The 17,412-nt window shown below is 42.6% G+C and carries 12 protein-coding genes and 1 other annotated feature; of the genes, 8 read left to right on the top strand and 4 right to left on the bottom strand.

The window, feature by feature from the left end:
• Positions 1–548: 548 nt before the first annotated feature.
• The gene (locus PODO_RS17610) at positions 549–1,937 is read left to right on the top strand and encodes a DEAD/DEAH box helicase (protein WP_038571889.1); all 1,389 of its coding nucleotides are present in this window, start codon (positions 549–551) and stop codon (positions 1,935–1,937) included.
• Positions 1,938–2,125: 188 nt separating this feature from the next.
• Here the strand turns inward: PODO_RS17610 and dapA are convergent, their stop codons facing one another.
• Positions 2,126–3,022 (bottom strand): 4-hydroxy-tetrahydrodipicolinate synthase, encoded by an 897-nt coding sequence (gene dapA / locus PODO_RS17605; protein WP_036688378.1) that lies wholly within the window; start codon positions 3,020–3,022, stop codon positions 2,126–2,128.
• 121 nt (positions 3,023–3,143) lie between these two features.
• Here dapA and PODO_RS17600 point away from each other — a divergent pair, with 121 nt between their 5' ends.
• Positions 3,144–4,019 carry a LysR family transcriptional regulator gene (locus PODO_RS17600; protein WP_036688377.1) on the top strand — a complete coding sequence of 292 codons (876 nt, stop codon included), beginning with the start codon at positions 3,144–3,146 and terminating at the stop codon, positions 4,017–4,019.
• Here the strand turns inward: PODO_RS17600 and PODO_RS17595 are convergent.
• A complete protein-coding gene (locus tag PODO_RS17595; RefSeq protein ID WP_051491575.1) occupies positions 3,990–4,412 on the bottom strand; it encodes a VOC family protein in 423 nt (140 codons plus the stop codon). The two genes, PODO_RS17600 and PODO_RS17595, sit on opposite strands and share 30 nt — an antisense overlap.
• 253 nt (positions 4,413–4,665) lie before the next feature.
• On the opposite strand from PODO_RS17595, the gene htpG reads away from it, so the two are divergent.
• Positions 4,666–6,546: a molecular chaperone HtpG gene (gene htpG / locus PODO_RS17590; RefSeq protein ID WP_038571886.1), complete on the top strand. Its 1,881-nt coding sequence runs from the start codon at positions 4,666–4,668 to the stop codon at positions 6,544–6,546.
• A 61-nt stretch (positions 6,547–6,607) separates the two neighbouring features.
• Here htpG and PODO_RS17585 read toward each other — a convergent pair whose 3' ends face one another.
• Positions 6,608–7,072 carry a DUF4362 domain-containing protein gene (locus tag PODO_RS17585; RefSeq protein ID WP_051491574.1) on the bottom strand — a complete coding sequence of 155 codons (465 nt, stop codon included), beginning with the start codon at positions 7,070–7,072 and terminating at the stop codon, positions 6,608–6,610.
• 125 nt (positions 7,073–7,197) lie between these two features.
• Positions 7,198–7,459: a binding site (T-box leader), on the top strand.
• 43 nt (positions 7,460–7,502) lie between these two features.
• Here PODO_RS17585 and metG point away from each other — a divergent pair.
• The gene (gene metG, locus PODO_RS17580; protein WP_038571885.1) at positions 7,503–9,149 is read left to right on the top strand and encodes a methionine--tRNA ligase; all 1,647 of its coding nucleotides are present in this window, start codon (positions 7,503–7,505) and stop codon (positions 9,147–9,149) included.
• Positions 9,150–9,157: 8 nt separating this feature from the next.
• Here the strand turns inward: metG and PODO_RS17575 are convergent, their stop codons facing one another.
• Positions 9,158–10,027: a LysR family transcriptional regulator gene (locus tag PODO_RS17575; protein WP_036688370.1), complete on the bottom strand. Its 870-nt coding sequence runs from the start codon at positions 10,025–10,027 to the stop codon at positions 9,158–9,160.
• A 150-nt stretch (positions 10,028–10,177) separates the two neighbouring features.
• Here PODO_RS17575 and PODO_RS17570 point away from each other — a divergent pair, with 150 nt between their 5' ends.
• The 4 genes from PODO_RS17570 to PODO_RS17550 all read left to right on the top strand — a co-directional run bounded on the left by PODO_RS17570 (position 10,178) and on the right by PODO_RS17550 (position 17,367).
• Complete coding sequence (locus PODO_RS17570) at positions 10,178–11,914, top strand: ABC transporter ATP-binding protein (RefSeq protein WP_038571884.1); 1,737 nt, start codon at positions 10,178–10,180, stop codon at positions 11,912–11,914.
• Entirely contained in the window at positions 11,911–13,650 is a 1,740-nt protein-coding gene (locus PODO_RS17565; RefSeq protein ID WP_038571881.1) for an ABC transporter ATP-binding protein, read from the top strand. Before PODO_RS17570 ends, PODO_RS17565 begins: the two co-directional genes overlap by 4 nt.
• 1,409 nt (positions 13,651–15,059) lie before the next feature.
• Positions 15,060–15,773 carry an ABC transporter ATP-binding protein gene (locus PODO_RS17555; protein WP_036688363.1) on the top strand — a complete coding sequence of 238 codons (714 nt, stop codon included), beginning with the start codon at positions 15,060–15,062 and terminating at the stop codon, positions 15,771–15,773.
• Positions 15,766–17,367: a hypothetical protein gene (locus tag PODO_RS17550; protein ID WP_038571874.1), complete on the top strand. Its 1,602-nt coding sequence runs from the start codon at positions 15,766–15,768 to the stop codon at positions 17,365–17,367. The genes PODO_RS17555 and PODO_RS17550 overlap by 8 nt, the downstream gene beginning before the upstream one ends.
• Positions 17,368–17,412 lie beyond the last annotated feature (45 nt).

Genomic DNA, 17,412 nt, shown 5'->3' with positions numbered 1-17,412 from the left:
ATTGCGTGTCTGATCCGCGTGCTGTAAGGATTGCGTGTCTGATCTGCGTGCTGTAAGGATTGCGTGTCTGATCCGCGTGCTGTAAAGTTTGCGTGGTTTACCCGACCGCTTGTACGTATCGGACTGTATCGCAGCTATTTCAGCATTTTGATCTATTTTGCCAAGGTATCGGACCGCATAGCTCTTATTGCCTTATATTTGTACTGAATTGGGCTTCGAAGGTGTGAATAAGTGCATCTGAGTCCGATAGCATCGCCAAAAACCATGAATCCTCAAAATAAGGGCGTCTGAGTCCGATTGCTCAACAGGATCAACAGGATCAACAAAAGATACGCCCCAGGATAAATTGAGGAGGAGTATTTTACGGTTAGCAAAATATTTCTGTACGAGCAGAACGAATAGTATCCTGAAATGGATTTTTAATGAAAATTGGTGTGATGATAAAGAAAATCTATTATTATGTAACTTATTGTGTTATGATTATGGTTTATGACGTGACAAAAGGATTTATTGTTAAGAATATATGTATTAGAAATTAAGGAGACCCAATGACATTTAATGAACTGAATATTGTGCCTGCAATTTTGAAGGCTTTAAGCAAAGAAAACTATACATCACCTACACCAATACAGGAGCAGTCGATTCCAGCTGTATTAGCGGGTAGAGATTTACTTGGATGCGCGCAAACGGGAACAGGAAAAACAGCTGCATTTTCCGTGCCTATTATTCAATTGTTAAGCGAACAATCCAACCCAAACAAATCCAATAATGTGCGACGCATTCGCTCGTTGATTTTAACACCGACAAGAGAACTAGCGATTCAAATTGCTGATAACATAAAAGCGTATAGCCAATATACAGATATCCGCTCTGCTGCCATTGTTGGCGGTGTGTCACAGAAAGTGCAAGAACGTGCACTGAATCAAGGTGCCGATATTCTTATTGCTACCCCTGGTAGACTTATCGACCTGATCAATCAGAAACGTGTAGATCTGCAATATGTACAAATTTTAGTTCTGGATGAAGCTGACCGGATGCTGGATATGGGCTTTATCCATGATGTGAAACGAATCATCGCCAAAATGCCTACGAAGAAGCAAACTCTGTTTTTCTCGGCAACGATGCCAACTGAAATTTCTAAATTGATCAAAACATTGCTTGTGAATCCAGTCAAGGTAGAAATCACACCTGTGTCATCTACTGCGGATAGAATCAATCAATCGATCTATTTATTAGAGAATGGAAATAAGCAAAACCAATTGAACCTGCTGTTACAGGATAAATCCATTGTCTCAGCTTTGGTGTTTACTCGTACCAAACGTGGTGCAGACCGTGTTACCCGCGATCTGGCTAAAGTGAACATTGCTGCTCAAGCCATACACGGCAATAAATCTCAAAATGATCGCCAGAACGCCTTGCGGAATTTTAAAAGCGGTGCGACTCGTGTTCTCGTAGCTACGGATATAGCTGCCCGGGGAATTGATATTGATGAGCTGTCTCACGTAATTAACTTCAACTTACCGAACATTCCGGAAACCTATGTGCACCGGATCGGTCGTACAGGCAGAGCGGGATTGAGCGGAACGGCAATTTCTTTTTGCGAAGCTGAAGAGCTTCCTTTCCTTAAAGATATTGAAAAATTGATTGGAAAATCGATTCCGGAAGTTAAGGATCATCCTTATCCGATGTCTCGTAAAACGCAAATGAAGACAGATCGTTCGGCGAAACCGTCAGGTTCGAAAGCAGCAGCTTCGAGACCATCGTCTTCCAGACCGTCGAATTCCAAACCAGCAACTGCTAAACCTGGGGCAACAAAACCGGCAGCAACAAAATCAGCGGCATCCAAACCAGCTAAAGCAAAACCTAAGTCTAACCCTCCATTGAAGCCAAAGTCCGAGTGGTTCACAAAAGGAAGACAAAAAACGAGCAGCAGATAAGTAAGTTTGAATGCGTATCGTTTCTATAGCAAAATAAAAAAACGTCAGAGTAAATTGAACTGCACCCCAATTGTTAGACACAACTAACATTTGGAGGTGCAGTTTTTTATGTTTTATGTCCTGATGATTTACAACAAAAAACAGCCGCTAAACAGTTCCTCACTGTACAACGGCTGTTGTTATTTCATTTATGCGGTTGCTTCAATTGTATTGTCCTGAACATAGGGGCTCAGTTCTTGCTGAAGTCCTGTGCTGATGGAAGTCATAGGGAGGCGAAGCGTATCCGAGGATAGTAGGCCGTTTTGGTTAAGCATCCATTTAATTGGAGCGGGATTCGATTCCTTGAACAATAGGCGGATGATCGGCAGTAGTTGTTCAAAGCTTTCTTTAGCGAAGTCCACTTGACCAGATGTAAAGGCTTCAAAGATACGAAGGCATTCTGCCGGATAAACGTTGGCAGTAGCGAGCATACCCCCAGCTGCTCCGCAGCTAAGCATTTCATAAAAGAGGGAATCATCGCCGCCAAGCACAGGTTTAGCACCTGTACGGACTAACTCTGTAACCATTTTTGTACTGCCTGAGCAGTCTTTTAAACCGACAACATTATTCATTTCTAGGATTGTACGTGCAGTATCTACCGTCATGGCGGTACCTGTACGACTTGGAATATCATAAGCCATGATAGGTATGCCTACTTCTGCTGCTTTGCGGAAATGGGCAATGATACCCTCTTGTGAAGGACGACTATAATAAGGTACGACTACTAGTGCACAATCAGCACCAAGGTTTGCAGCAATTTCCGTGCGTGCAACCGTAGAGGCTGTATCATTGGTACCTGTACCAACTACTAAGGGGATTGATGTGGATTGTAGAAGCTCACGGGAAGTGTTTACTAGAAGCTGCATTTCATTTACGGTTACAGTGGGCGATTCTCCGGTGGTTCCATTAACGACCAGACCTTGTATGCTGTTGTTAATAATGTTCTTTACATAACGCTGATACGAATCCAAATCAACTTCACCAGCAGCATTGAACGGGGTGACCACGGGGACATAAACTCCATAAATCTGTTGTTCTGTAAGCATAAATTATCGGCCTCCAAAATATTTTAATTCCTCTACATACACTTTACCATGGAAAGTAGCATCGTCGTTAGCTATAATAAATGATATGGATCATCAAAAATATTGATGTTAGGGTGAGGTAATGGATTTAACCTATTTACGAACCTTCCGCGAGGTGGCTAAACGTCAGAGCTTTACGCGAGCTGCTGAAGAATTGGGATATGCACAATCAAGTGTGACGATGCAAATACAGAAGATAGAGAAGGAATATGGAGTACCTTTAATAGAGAGGCATGGCCGTCAGCTGCGGCTTACCCCGCCAGGAGAAGAGTTATTGAAGCTGTTCGTGGAGATTTTGGATTTGTATGATCGTTCAAAAGAAACCATCGCCCAGCAAATCGGAGGAACGATAACTATTGGGACGATAGATTCTTTAGCGGCCTTTTATTTACCTCCTTACCTGCAGCAGCTAAGGACTAAATTTCCGAAGCTGGATATTCATCTGCAAACGATGCAGGAAGCTAATCTTCTTGCCAAAATAAAAGATGGCGAAGTAGATCTAGGCTTAATGTTGGATCGCACCACTGCGGATTCCATCCTTGAGCGTACGATCGTCAGAGATGAGCCGCTTGTATTGATAGCCCCCATTCATCATCCGCTTGCCCAGATGGATACGGTAACCCTAAACGATCTGAATAACTGTGAGCTAATAGTCTCGGAGGAAAGCTGTATTTACCGCAGTCTGTTCGAGAATTTGTTAAAAGAGCACGGGATCATATTCCGCATAGGTTTTGAGCTTTCGAATCTGGAGGCCATCAAACGTTGTGTAATGAATGGCCTTGGAATTGCTTTGTTACCAAAAATCGTGGCAGAGGAAGAAATTGAACGAGGAAGCTTGGCGGAGCTGTCCTTTATTCATCCCGAAATTCACTTTGATCTGCAGCTTCTGATGCACCCTAAGAAGTGGAAATCACAACCGCTTCAATTTTTAATCCAAATGTTGCTTGCAAATCATTAATTTATTCCCATCAGGATCTTTCACAACAAACCAATGCTCATCTTGAATTTCAGTTACTAGCTCTACACCGAGAGCCTTCACATAATTGAAAGAGGCTTGCAAATCATCGGTCAGTAACAAAAAAGCTGGTGTTGTAATGGGCGGTGTTCCTTCAGGTTCTAAGCCGCCCCACAACGGCATGGTATCCAGTATGATTCCAGTGTTTCCCTGCATAGGCAGCGGGCATAAATGACCGTTCATGATCTTACAATCTGTCTCTGGAAGCCCCAGGACTTGGCAATACCAGCGACGGGATTTTTCAATATCATGTACGGGAATGAATACACTGCCAATTAAGTTCTTTACGGGGCTTTTTATTGTGGAATTTAAAGCGGACATTGCTTGTTCATTCATTTAAAGACCTCCCAAATCCGAAATGGATAAACCTTTATTTGGAAATTATGTATCTAATCTATTTAAATCATACAATCAATAGGATTGCAAGGGAATTGTAAATGGTTATATTTTCATATGAAAGTAGCCAAAAAATTTGACATTGAAAATCAGTTTATGTTATATAAAAAGAAGAATTAGCACTCATCTAAGAAGAGTGCTAATCACGGAATGATGAATAATAAGGTTATTTTGAAAGGAGATTTATTTATTCATGGCCAAAAAAGAGTTTAAAGCCGAATCGAAAAGATTGCTGGAAATGATGATTAACTCCATTTATACTCAACGGGAAATTTTCCTGCGTGAACTGATTTCCAATGCAAGTGATGCGATTGATAAGATCTATTACAAAGCCTTAGCTGATGAAGGCCTGGTCTTCAATAAAGAGGATTATTATATTAAAGTGACCGCCGATAAGGCGAACAGAACCTTGACGATTTCCGATACAGGTATCGGGATGACACAAGAGGAGCTGGAGAATAACTTAGGTACAATCGCGAAGAGTGGATCTCTTGCTTTTAAGAAAGAGAACGAAGCTAAAGATGGCCACAATATCATCGGACAGTTCGGAGTGGGCTTCTACGCTGCGTTTATGGTGGCTGATGACGTTATAGTGATCAGTAAGGCATTAGGCAGCGACGAGGCCTTTAAATGGGAGTCTAAGGGCGCTGACGGCTATACCATCGAGACTGTTGAGAAGGATTCTGTCGGCACTGATGTGATTTTGAAGATTAAAGAGAATACTGAAGAAGATCAATATGATGAATATTTGGAAGAATATCGCCTGAAATCCATCATTAAAAAATACTCCGACTTCATCCGTTTCCCAATCAAAATGGACTTGAAGGAACAAAAGCCAAAAGAAGGCACGGAGAATGAGTTCGAAGAAGTTGTTCAAGAACAAACCGTAAACAGCATGGTGCCAATCTGGCGCAAGAACAAAAGCGAGCTGACTACAGAAGATTACGATAACTTCTATGCAGAGAAACGTTACGGCTTCGATAAGCCGCTTAAACATATTCATATCAGTGCTGATGGTGCTGTAGTGTACAATGCGATTTTGTTCATCCCAGAAAATACACCGTTTGACTATTACACAAAGGAATATGAAAAAGGTCTTGAGCTCTATTCCAACGGTGTGTTGATCATGAACAAATGTGCGGATCTGCTGCCTGATTACTTCAGTTTTGTAAAAGGTATGGTGGACTCAGAGGATCTTTCCTTGAACATTTCCAGAGAGATGCTCCAGCATGACCGTCAGCTGACTCTGATCGCTAAGAACATTAAGAATAAAGTGAAAAGCCAACTGCAAAGCCTGCTGAAGGATGAAAGAGAGAAATATGAGCAGTTCTATAATGCTTTTGGCAGACAGCTTAAGTTTGGTGTTTATAACGATTATGGGATGCACAAAGACACCCTTCAAGATTTGTTGATGTTCTACTCCTCCAAGGAGAAGAAGCTGGTTACGCTGGACGAATACGTCTCAAGAATGCCAGAAGATCAGAAGTATATCTACTATGCTTCCGGAGAGTCGATCGACAGAATCGAGAAGCTCCCGCAAACCGAGCTTGTATCGGATAAAGGGTATGAAATTCTCTACTTCACTGATGATATTGATGAATTTGCGATCAAGATGATTCAGTCTTATAAGGAAAAAGAATTTAAATCCGTATCCAGCGGAGATCTGGGGATCGAAGCCGACGAAGCGGACAAGCCAACGGAAGCGGAAGAGAACGAAAACAAGGAGCTTTTTGAAGCGATGAAGGACATCCTGTCCGGCAAAGTGAAAAATGTTAAAGCTTCCAAACGTTTAAAGACTCATCCGGTATGTCTCTCTGCAGAAGGTGAGCTGACGATCGAGATGGAGAAAATTCTGAAATCGATGCCGAATGGCCAAGAGGTGCAAGCGGATAAGGTACTTGAAATCAACATCCATCACGAAGTATTCCAGTCCTTGAAGGCGGCAGCAGAGAACGACAAAGAAAAGCTCGGTTTATACACGAACCTGCTGTACAACCAAGCCCTGTTGATCGAAGGTCTACAGGTTAGTGATCCTGTTCAATTCACCAATGATATTTGCAAAATCATGAAATAATATGAAGTACAGAGACCATCCAATTGTATTATGATTGGGTGGTCTTTTTTATTTCAGCATTTCATTTTGTTGTGCGAAAAAGGTAGTAATCAATTTCAGAGTCATTATTTGTGCAACCGCTGATCGAATAGATAATTTCACCTTGTGTGCTTTTTTTACTCGTCACTTCGGAGCAGGTATCGGTTCTGACTCCTGTGTTGCTTCCACCGAATGCATCATTAGAGGTATCATAGCTATAATTAATCACGTTACCGTCAAATTTCAAATCCTTAAATATAGGATCGCCTTCATCTGTGTAACTTGTAACGCGTATATTGTCTGCTTTTTTGCTGGAGAGATTCGTTATAAATTGCTCGAATTTATCGAGGTTGTACACTTTTTCCCAAGAAACAATATCCCCTCTACTGATGGCTTCTTTGGAAGTATAGGGCTCACTTTTAGGTACAGAATTGACTTGATTATCGGAGCAACCCCATACCCCTGCTAGTAAAAGAACAGAGAGTGTAAGCAAATTTACCTTTTTCACTGAGGGACCTCCTTGTAACGTATTTATATAAAAGACGGAGATTAACTGGAAAAGTTACAGTGAGCTTGATTTTTCACATTGACAATAAACAACAAATTGATTATTATTTTCTCTAACTTGAATATGTAAAAGCAAAGAAGAGAAAGAGTACCACGGCAATTCTTTCAACAGAGAGCTCCGGTCGCTGAAAAGGAGTAAAGAAAACCCTTGGGAATATGGTCTCAGAGCTGCGCATCGAAACCTTATGGGTTGTAGGCTGCGCCGGAACCTGCATCCGTTACAGTGCTAGGGTATAAACGTTAATTAACGTCGTACCTGAAGAGGTAAATGTCATGAGGCATTTATAAAATTAGGTGGTAACACGTGAGTAGAACTCTCGTCCTTTGTGGATGGGAGTTTTTTTGTTGTCAAAAAAAGGAGGAAAAGGTTAATGAGTAATGTGTTTATAGGTGGCGCTTGGCCGTATGCGAATGGATCTTTACATCTTGGGAGATTATCAAGTGTGTTGCCTGGGGATGTGCTGGCACGATATTTTCGCTCCAAAGGGGATAACGTATTATATGTATCAGGCAGTGATTGCCATGGCACACCCGTAGCGGTTCAGGCTGCGAATGAAGGGATTACACCCGGAGCTTTTGCAAGCAGATATCATGAGGAGTTTCTGAAGTGTTTTAAACAGCTGGGATTTAGTTATGATCTATATACTCGAACGGATCAACCGCAGCATCATAAGGTCGTGCAAGAGTTGTTTACAAAGCTACTAGAGAATGGTCATTTATATAAAAAAACCATTGCGCAATGTTACTGCGAGGTGGATCAGCGCTTTTTGCCAGACAGATATGTGGAAGGGACTTGTCCGGTATGTGGCCAGCGGGCGCGAGGGGATCAATGTGATTATTGTTCTACGATTCTAGATCCTGCCGATTTGTTAGACAGAGTCTGCAAATTATGTGGTAATACACCATCAGAAAGGCCGACAGAACATTATTATCTTAGCTTATCTAATTTTCAGTCTGAATTAACGGAATATGTAGAGGAAGCACAATTTTGGAGAGAAAACGCTATAAAACTGACCAAACGTTATTTACAAGAAGAGCTGCAGGACCGCGCGGTAACAAGAGACTTGTCTTGGGGTGTAGATGTTCCTGTGGCTGGATTTGAAGATAAAAAAATTTATGTTTGGATTGAGGCGGTAAGTGGTTATTTATCAGCCAGTAAGCAGTGGGCTGCACAGTCCGGAGGAAGCTGGGAGGATTTTTGGTTAGAGGAAAAAGGGGAGATTACTGCTTATTATGTGCATGGTAAAGACAATATTCCTTTTCACACTTTAATATGGCCGGCTGTGTTATTAGGAGCTGGAGGTCTGCATTTACCGGACAGGATTATATCTAGCGAATATTTAACCCTTGAAGGGCAGAAGTTCTCCACTAGCCGAAACTGGGCGGTCTGGGTACCTGATATTTTAGAGCGGTATCAGCCAGATTCTATTCGTTATTTCTTAATTGCTAATGGACCCGAGAAGCGGGACACGGATTTTTCCTGGAGAGAGTTTATTTATAGCCATAATGGAGAGCTGCTTGGAGCATTTGGTAACTTTGTGAACCGTTCATTGGCTTTTGTAGATAAGTTTTATGAAGGGAAAGTGCCGAATGGGCAATTGGATAAGGGGTGGAATGACAACATTGACCTCTTGTATCTCGAATCAGGGCGGCTTATTGAGGCTGGGAATCTAAAAGATGCGCTGGAGTATATTTTTTCTTATGTGCGCAAGGCAAACCAGTATTTCGACCTGCAAAAACCATGGATACAGATAAAAGAGGATCAGGTTTCTTGTGATTCTGCAATATACACATGTGTGCAGATTATTGCGAACCTAGCGAATTTGTTACATCCGTTTCTGCCGTTCTCTTGTGACAAGATCAGGGGGTTCCTGTCGTTAGAACTACCGAATTGGCAGCCTTGCTCGGTACCCCCTTACCAACAGGTTACTGATTTACAATTATTGTTTGAACGAATTGATATTAACCGTATTAAAGAAGAAGAGGATAGGCTCGTTCAACAGCAAGTGAATAAATAGAGCTGGTATTATCCATTCTTGAAACTCTCAATAAACTTTGAAGCCAATGATGACAAGTATTTATCCTTAATCCAGACGGCGGCGACCCGCGTGCGTAGTGATTCACTACTAATTTCTTTATAGATCAAATTACTATTACTCGTTAATTCGAAAGCGGATTTGGGGATGATTCCGATGCCAAGACCAGCGTTTGCCCAGAGCAGTGTTGTTCTAGCATCATCATTCATACAGAAAATCAGCGGATCAAAGCCGTTCTCAAGACATGTTTCCCGGATAAGCTGCTCAAAACGGCGGTAGATAATAAGCGGCTTATCCTTTAGCTCACCGATCTCAATAAAGTTTTCATCCGTTTTCCAGTCATACTCAGGTGTCATTACGGCAATCATAGGTTCAGCTTGTGTGTAAAGACATTCTAAATTTGTACCATTAAAGGGTGTCCTAACAATCCCGACTTCGACAATGCCTTTATTCAAGAGGTCAATGATTCTAAAGGTATTTCCTTCATGAATCTCAAACTTCACACCTTTATAGGTTTTGTGAAATTCACATAGCCGATCTTGAAGCAACGTAGCTCCAGAGGAAGAAACTGTACCAATGGCTAGGGTTCCTTTTAAACCTTTGACAAAATCAGTGAGCTCACGGGCAGTGGAATCTGCCAGCTCCAGAATTTGTTGGGCACGGTCCCGCAAAATGGCTCCAGCTTCAGTGAGCTGCACGCTGCGTGGACCTCGTTCCACTAGCTTTACACCGAGTTCTTCCTCCAGGAGCTTTAGCTGCTGGCTCAGTGGAGGCTGGGCCATTTGCAGTTTTTTGGCTGCAGATGTGATCTGTCCTTCCTCAGCTATCGCCATAAAATATTTAAGCTGTCTAATATCCATATAAAAATCCTCCGAACTTGAGATATGCTAATCGTATGGGAGCGATACGAATCCAATATTATTAATATGTGAGTAGATATGCCATAATCATAACTGTTCTTATACATATTTCAAGTGGTTAAATACTTCTTATGTTGGGTGTGGATAAATTTGTTCAAAATTGCAGTATATTTAAAGCCGTACAAAAAAGAAGCGATCATTGGACCGATCTTCAAACTGATGGAAGCGATTCTGGAGCTGATTTTGCCTACCATTGTCGCATTGATCATCAACAACGGGGTTGGCAATCATGACAGCGCCTATGTTTACCGCATGGGTGGCCTAATGGTTCTGATGTCACTGCTTGGCTTCGGCTGCTCCATGGTATGCCAATACTATGCAGCCCGGGCTTCACAGGGATTCGGTACGACACTACGCAATAAGATGTTTAGACATATTACATCCTTGTCGTATGCTGAACTGGATACCTTAGGTACGCCTACACTGATTAATCGGATTACCAATGACGTAAACCAGCTGCAAATTGCTGTGGCCATGCTGATTCGTCTAGTTATTCGTGCACCGTTTATCTGCATCGGGGCTATCCTAATGTCCATGATTTTGGATTTTAGATTATCGCTGATTCTAATAGCGGCAACACCGGTTTTCGGCATTATTTTATATTTTATTATCACCCGCAGTGCTCCTTTGTACCGAAAATACCAGCAGAAGCTGGATGCCCTTGCGCTCGTACTGAGTGAGAATTTATCGGGGATTCGAGTGATTCGTGCTTTTGCCAAAAGACGTACAGAAAAAGACCGTTTTGATGCCTCATCCGATGATTTGACTACTACAGCGATCCGGGTTTCGCGGATTTCTGCTTTGCTTGGGCCGATGACTACACTTGTAGTAAATGCGGCGATCATAGCTATTTTGTGGGTAGGCGGAATTCATATCGATGGGGGCCGATTGTCTCAAGGGGAGATCATTGCCTTCATCAATTACATCACTCAGATCTTGCTGGCGCTGATAGTAGTCTCCAACTTGGTTATTATTTTTACAAAAGCCTCATCCTCAGCGAATCGTGTGAATGAAGTGCTTGGTGTTAAGGTATCCGTGTCCGAGGAAGGAAATGCATTGATTGCAGAACCTGACCCTGCTGCCCCTGCTATACAATTCGATCACGTATCCTTTGGGTATAATACGACAGGTGAATCGGCATTAGAGGATATATCTTTAGTAATTAATCGCGGAGAGACCGTGGGCCTGATTGGCAGTACGGGTTCAGGTAAGTCTACTTTTGTGAATTTGATCCCCCGTTTTTATGATGTGGTGCAAGGTGAAGTGAAAGTGGATGGTGTGGATGTCAGAGATTACAAGCTGCACCAGCTTCGTGAGAAAATAGGGATTGTACCGCAAAAAGCTGTGTTGTTTACAGGAACAATCGCTGAGAATATACGTTGGGGCAAGGAAGATGCAACTGAGGAAGAAATCATGCAGGCAGCCTCTATCGCTCAAGCGGAGGAGTTTATACGTAAATTACCCGAAGGCTTGAATACGCAAGTATCTCGTGGGGGATTAAATTTATCCGGTGGACAAAAGCAGCGCTTAACCATAGCTCGTGCAGTAGTAGGTAAGCCATCGATTCTTATTTTGGATGACTCCTCCAGTGCGCTGGATTTCTCCACAGATGCGGCACTTCGTAAGGCTCTCAAAGAGAGCAGCCAGGAAATGACCGTGCTCCTTGTCTCGCAGAGGGTAAGCACTGTAAGACAAGCGGATAAAATAATGGTATTTGAGGAAGGGCGGATCGCCGGTGTCGGAACCCATGAGGAGCTGATGCGGGGTTGTGAAGAGTATAAAGAAATCTGCCTGTCCCAGCTATCAAGTGAGGAGTCGGGCCAATGAACAAAAACAACATTTGGAAAAGACTTATTGTATACACAGGGCATTATAAAAAAATAGCTATAGGTGCAGTAATCTGCGCAATACTCAGTGTGATTGCCAGTCTAATTGGCCCGTTGCTTATCGGCAGCGCCATCGATTTTATGATCGGGCCGGGAGAGGTTGATTTTGACGCCGTACTTAGACTGCTTTTGATTCTGGCAGGGGTGTATATTGTCGGCAGCTTTTTCGGATGGCTTCTTACCTACCTGACTAATCGAATTGCCTACCGGACTGTATATGACTTACGGCGGGAGCTTTTTGATAAATTAAATGTTTTGCCGTTAAAATTTCATGATAACCACCCGCAAGGGGACAGCATCAGCCGGTTTGTTAATGACATGGATGCGGTCTCTGATGGACTGCTGCAAGGCTTCTCAACACTGCTCACGGGGATCATCACCATCGTGGGGGCAATTGCACTCATGTTGTACATTAGTCCTTTAATGACCTTAGTTGTTCTTCTGTCAGCACCCGTTACATTTTTTGTGGCAAGATTCATTACGATGCGCTCCCAGAAGATGTTTAAGGAGCAGGCTAAAATTCTGGGCGGTCTCAACGGATACGTGGAGGAAATGATCGGCGGACAAAAAGTGGTCACTGCTTATCATTATGAAGACCGTGCACTGACCCAGTTTGAAGAACGAAACGAGACTTTGTACCAGACTGGCGTGAAATCACAATTTTACGGTTCTTTGTCTAATCCGACAACACGGTTAGTAAATAATATTACCTTCTCTGTTATCGCGATGATCGGAAGTGTTATGGTGATTCGCGGGCTTGTGACGGTAGGGGATTTGTCCAGCTTTTTGATCTTCTCCAACTTGTTTGCTAAGCCGTTTAATGAAATTACAGGTGTGATTACGCAGCTTCAATCGGCAACAGCATCAGCGCAGCGAATTTTCGCCATTCTAGACCTATCGCCAGAACCAGCTGATGCAACAGACGCCAAAATTATGAATACAAGTCAAGGAACGATTACCTTTGAAAAAGTATCCTTTGCTTATAATCCTGAACGTCCTCTGATTAATGATTTCAGTCTGGAAGTGAAACCAGGTACCCGGGTTGCAATTGTAGGGCAGACGGGAGCGGGGAAGACAACGCTGGTAAATCTGCTTATGCGTTTTTATGATGTGGATAGGGGTTCCATCAAGATTGACGGCGTGGATATCAAGACGATTACCCGGGACAGTCTGCGGCGTAATTTCGGGATGGTGTTGCAGGACACTTGGCTGTTTGGCGGCACAATTAGAGAAAATATTGCCTACGGCAAACCTGAGGCTACCGAAGAAGAGGTCATCGCTGCTGCAAAGGCTGCTAATGCTCATAGCTTCATTAAACGCCTGCCTGAGGGATATGATACGAAGATCAGTGGCTCAGGAGATAATTTGTCGCAAGGACAAAAGCAGCTGCTAACCATAGCACGAGTGATGCTCGTAGATCCACCTATGCTCATTTTGGATGAAGCCACCAGCAGTATTGATACGCTGACTGAGGTACGGATTCAGAAGGCTTTTCTAAAAATGATCGCAGGCCGGACCAGCTTTGTAATTGCCCACCGTTTGTCAACGATTCGAGAATCGGATCTCATTCTTTTCATGAAGGACGGAGACATTGTGGAGAGTGGTACGCATGACCAGCTCCTAGCCAGCGGTGGATATTACGCCAGATTATATAACAGTCAGTTCGCATCAGCGTAGACTTTGCATTTAGAAAAAAGAGCATTCAATCCCGAATTTGGGGGTGAATGCTCTTTTTGTCGGGTGGATAGTTAGTTTGGCTAAGCTTGGCTTGGCTTACCTTACCTTACCTTACCTTACCTTACCTTACCTTACCTTACCTTACCTTACCTTACCTTACCTTACCTTACCTTACCTTACCTTACCTTACCTTACCTTACCTTACCTTACCTTACTGTTGCGGACCGTATTGCAGCTAAATAGTGTTTTTGGCGCCTTTTTTCAAAGTAACGGACTGCATAGCACTTATTCGGCTGATTTTGCAGCAAAAAGGAGCGGATATGGCACAATAGCTGCATCTGAGTCCGAACGGAGTGGAAAAAGGCATGATTTTGTGAAATAAGGGCGCCTCGGTCCAATACGTTGCAATGGCGGCAACCGCCAAAAGTAGATTGCTTCTGTTCCAGAGTAGAATGCTTAGAAATTCGATTGCTTAGCGTTCCAAAGTAGTTAGCTTAGCGTCCCCAAAGTAATTTGCTTAACGTTCCAAAGGAGCTAACTCATCGTCCCCAAAGTAGTTTGGATAGCGTTCCAAAGTTAGTTATCTCACCATCCCCAAAGTAATTTGCTTAGCGTTCCAAAGTAGCTATCACATCGTCAGCAAAGTAGTTTGTTTACCCTTGCGGACCGTATTGCAGCTAAATAGTGTTTTTGGCGCCTTTTTTCAAAGTAACGGACTGTAAAGCACTTATTCGGCTGATTTTGCAGCAAAATGCAGTGGATATGGCACAATAGCTGCATCTGAGTCCGAACGGAGTGGAAAAAGGCATGATTTTGTGAAATAAGGGCGCCTCGGTCCTATACGTAGGAATGGCAGCCATCGCCAAAGGTAGATTGCTTCTGTTCCGGAGTAGAATGCTTAGAAATTCGTTTGCTTAGCGTCCTAAAGTAGTTAGCTCATCGTCACCAAAGTAGTTGGCTTAACGTTCCAAAGTAGTTAGTTTACCCTTGCGGACCGTATTGCAGCTAAATAGTGTTTTTGGCGCCTTATTTCAAAGTAACGGACTGCATAGCACTTATTCGGCTGATTTTGCAGCAAAATGCAGTGGATATGGCACAATAGCTGCATCTGAGTCCGAACGGAGTGGAAAAAGGCATGATTTTGTGAAATAAGGGCGCCTCGGTCCTATACACCGTGGCACCAACGAAGTCGACTGTTTAGCGTTCAAAAGTAAATTGCTTACCCTTACGGACCCGGTTACTATTCACCTCGCGCGCTATAGGGTGGGAATTTCCGATAAAAATATTTGTGAATGAATGAACTATCTGGACGGGCTAAACGTATTATAAGAAACGTATATTGAAGACGACGAAACTATAGTAAATATGGCTTGTCGAGAGTGTTATGAGATTGGAAGGGGAGTGGCAAGATGTTGACAATCAAACATTTTACCAAGAGCTACAAGGGTGGCAAGAAGGCGGTAAATGATCTGAATTTGGTGGTCGAAAAAGGTGACATCTATGGCTTTATCGGTCATAACGGTGCGGGGAAAACAACAACTATCCGAGCAGTGGTCGGAGTTTTAGATTTTGAGGAGGGGGATATCGAGATTGGTGGGTACTCCATTAAAAAAGATCCCTTAGCCTGCAAAGCGATTACTGCATATATTCCAGATAATCCGGATCTATACGATCATCTGACGGGCATTCAGTACTTGAATTTTATTGGTGATCTTTTTAGTGTATCGAAAGCGGATCGGGAGTTATTGATAAAGAAGTATAGCGATGAATTTGAGATTACCTCTAATCTGGGGGATTTAATCTCCGCATATTCTCATGGTATGAAACAGAAACTCGCGATTATCTCCGCGCTTATTCATAAACCGAAGCTGCTCGTTCTGGATGAACCCTTTGTGGGACTTGATCCAAAAGCGGCACACACGCTCAAGAGAATCATGGCGGAGATTTGCAGCCAAGGCAGTGCGATCTTTTTTTCGACGCATGTACTGGATGTGGCCGAGAAGCTCTGCAATAAGATTGCCATTATCAAAGCGGGTGAATTGATCACTCATGGGAAAACAGAAGAGGTGAAGGGTGACAGCAGCCTTGAAGATGTGTTTTTGGAGTTGATTAAACATGATTAATATCTGGCGATTGACGAAAATTCAGCTGATCTCATCGTTTGGGTTAAATAAAGCTTTGCATACAAGGAATATGAAAGAAAGACGAAAAATGCTTTTGCTGAGCATCGGTATCTTAATAGGGATTGTCATGATGGCAGTAGTTTCGTTTGGATATAGCTTCATGATAGCAGAGACCCTTGAACAGATAGGCAGGCCAGAGCTGCTGCTTGCGATTATGATGGCTGTTACTTGCTTGATTGGATTTTTTACAACGATCTATAAGGCGAGTGGGGTATTATTTGGCTCCAAAGATTACGATCTCGTAATGTCGTTGCCTATCAAAACGAGCCATATCGTAGCAAGCCGTGTAGTTCAGCTCTATGTGCTGAATATACTGTTCTCATTGATGGTGATGGTGCCAGCAGGTGTAGTTTATGCTATAAAGGTAAATCCGGCAGTAGTATATTATTTATTTTTCATGATAACGCTGCTATTTATCCCATTAGTGCCGATCATTGCTGCAACAATTATAGGGGCATTGATTAGTTGGATTTCCTCACGTTTTAAAGGAAGTCGTTTAATAAGTCTCATTCTGACTTTTGCCGTAATCATTGTTATTATTTTGGGTTCAGGCCAAATGAATGGGAATGACCCGCAGTTACTTGCGGATATGAGCACACAAATTGCCGATCAAATCTTCAACTTATATCCTTTGACGGTTATGTATGTAGATGCTGTCTGCTCGTATCAGGTAGCTCCTTTACTATTATTTATAGGGATTTCGTTACTTTCTTTTATGTTGTTTACCCTTATTCTTGGCAGCAAATATAAAGCAATACACACAGGCCTTACGACTTCTTACTCAAAGAATAAGTATCAAATGAGGTCACTTGCAGTCTCTTCACCGCTTTACACATTGTATAAAAAAGAGCTGCGCCGCTATTTCAGTTCTTCTATATATGTGCTAAATACGAGTATCGGTATGGTTATGTTACTTGTCATGGCGATTACCTTACTGTTTGTTAGCTCAGAGCAATTAGGACAAATTATTGAGATACCTGAACTCTCTAACTATCTAAGCAGATTGGCGCCACTATTTGTTTCCCTCTTTGTTGCATTAAGCTGTACGACATCGAGTTCGATTTCGCTTGAAGGTAACCATATTTGGATTTTAAAAAGCGCCCCCGTTCCGACAAAAACCATATTATTAAGTAAAATCGTAGTGAATCTCACCATTACAGTACCGATTGTGATTGTTAGTAGTGTGCTTCTAATGATTTCTCTGGGCACAGGCTGGATGGAGAGCTTGTTATTGCTAATAATCCCCGTCCTATACGCTTGTCTTACTGCAATGGTAGGTGTGATCGTTAACTTGAAGCTTCCTAAACTGGAGTGGACTAACGAAGTCTCAGTAATTAAACAAAGTGCTTCGGTCCTTGTAGCGATGATTATAGGATTTATCAGCTTGCTGATTCCATTTGGTTTGAGTTTTCTTTTATCCGATCTAAATGGTAATCTCGTTATGTTAGGTATTGGTGTGGTGATATTTGTGGCATGTGGAGTGATGTATAGATATATTCAGTCCAAAGGAGAACTTTTATTTCGGGCTCTTTAAAAAAGGGCATTCCAAAAGCCGAAATCGGCTGCTGGGATGCCCTTT

The sequence above is a fragment of the Paenibacillus odorifer genome (genome assembly GCF_000758725.1).
Classification (GTDB): Bacteria; Bacillota; Bacilli; order Paenibacillales; family Paenibacillaceae; genus Paenibacillus_AQ; species Paenibacillus_AQ odorifer.
This window is presented reverse-complemented; position numbering and strand designations above follow the sequence as displayed.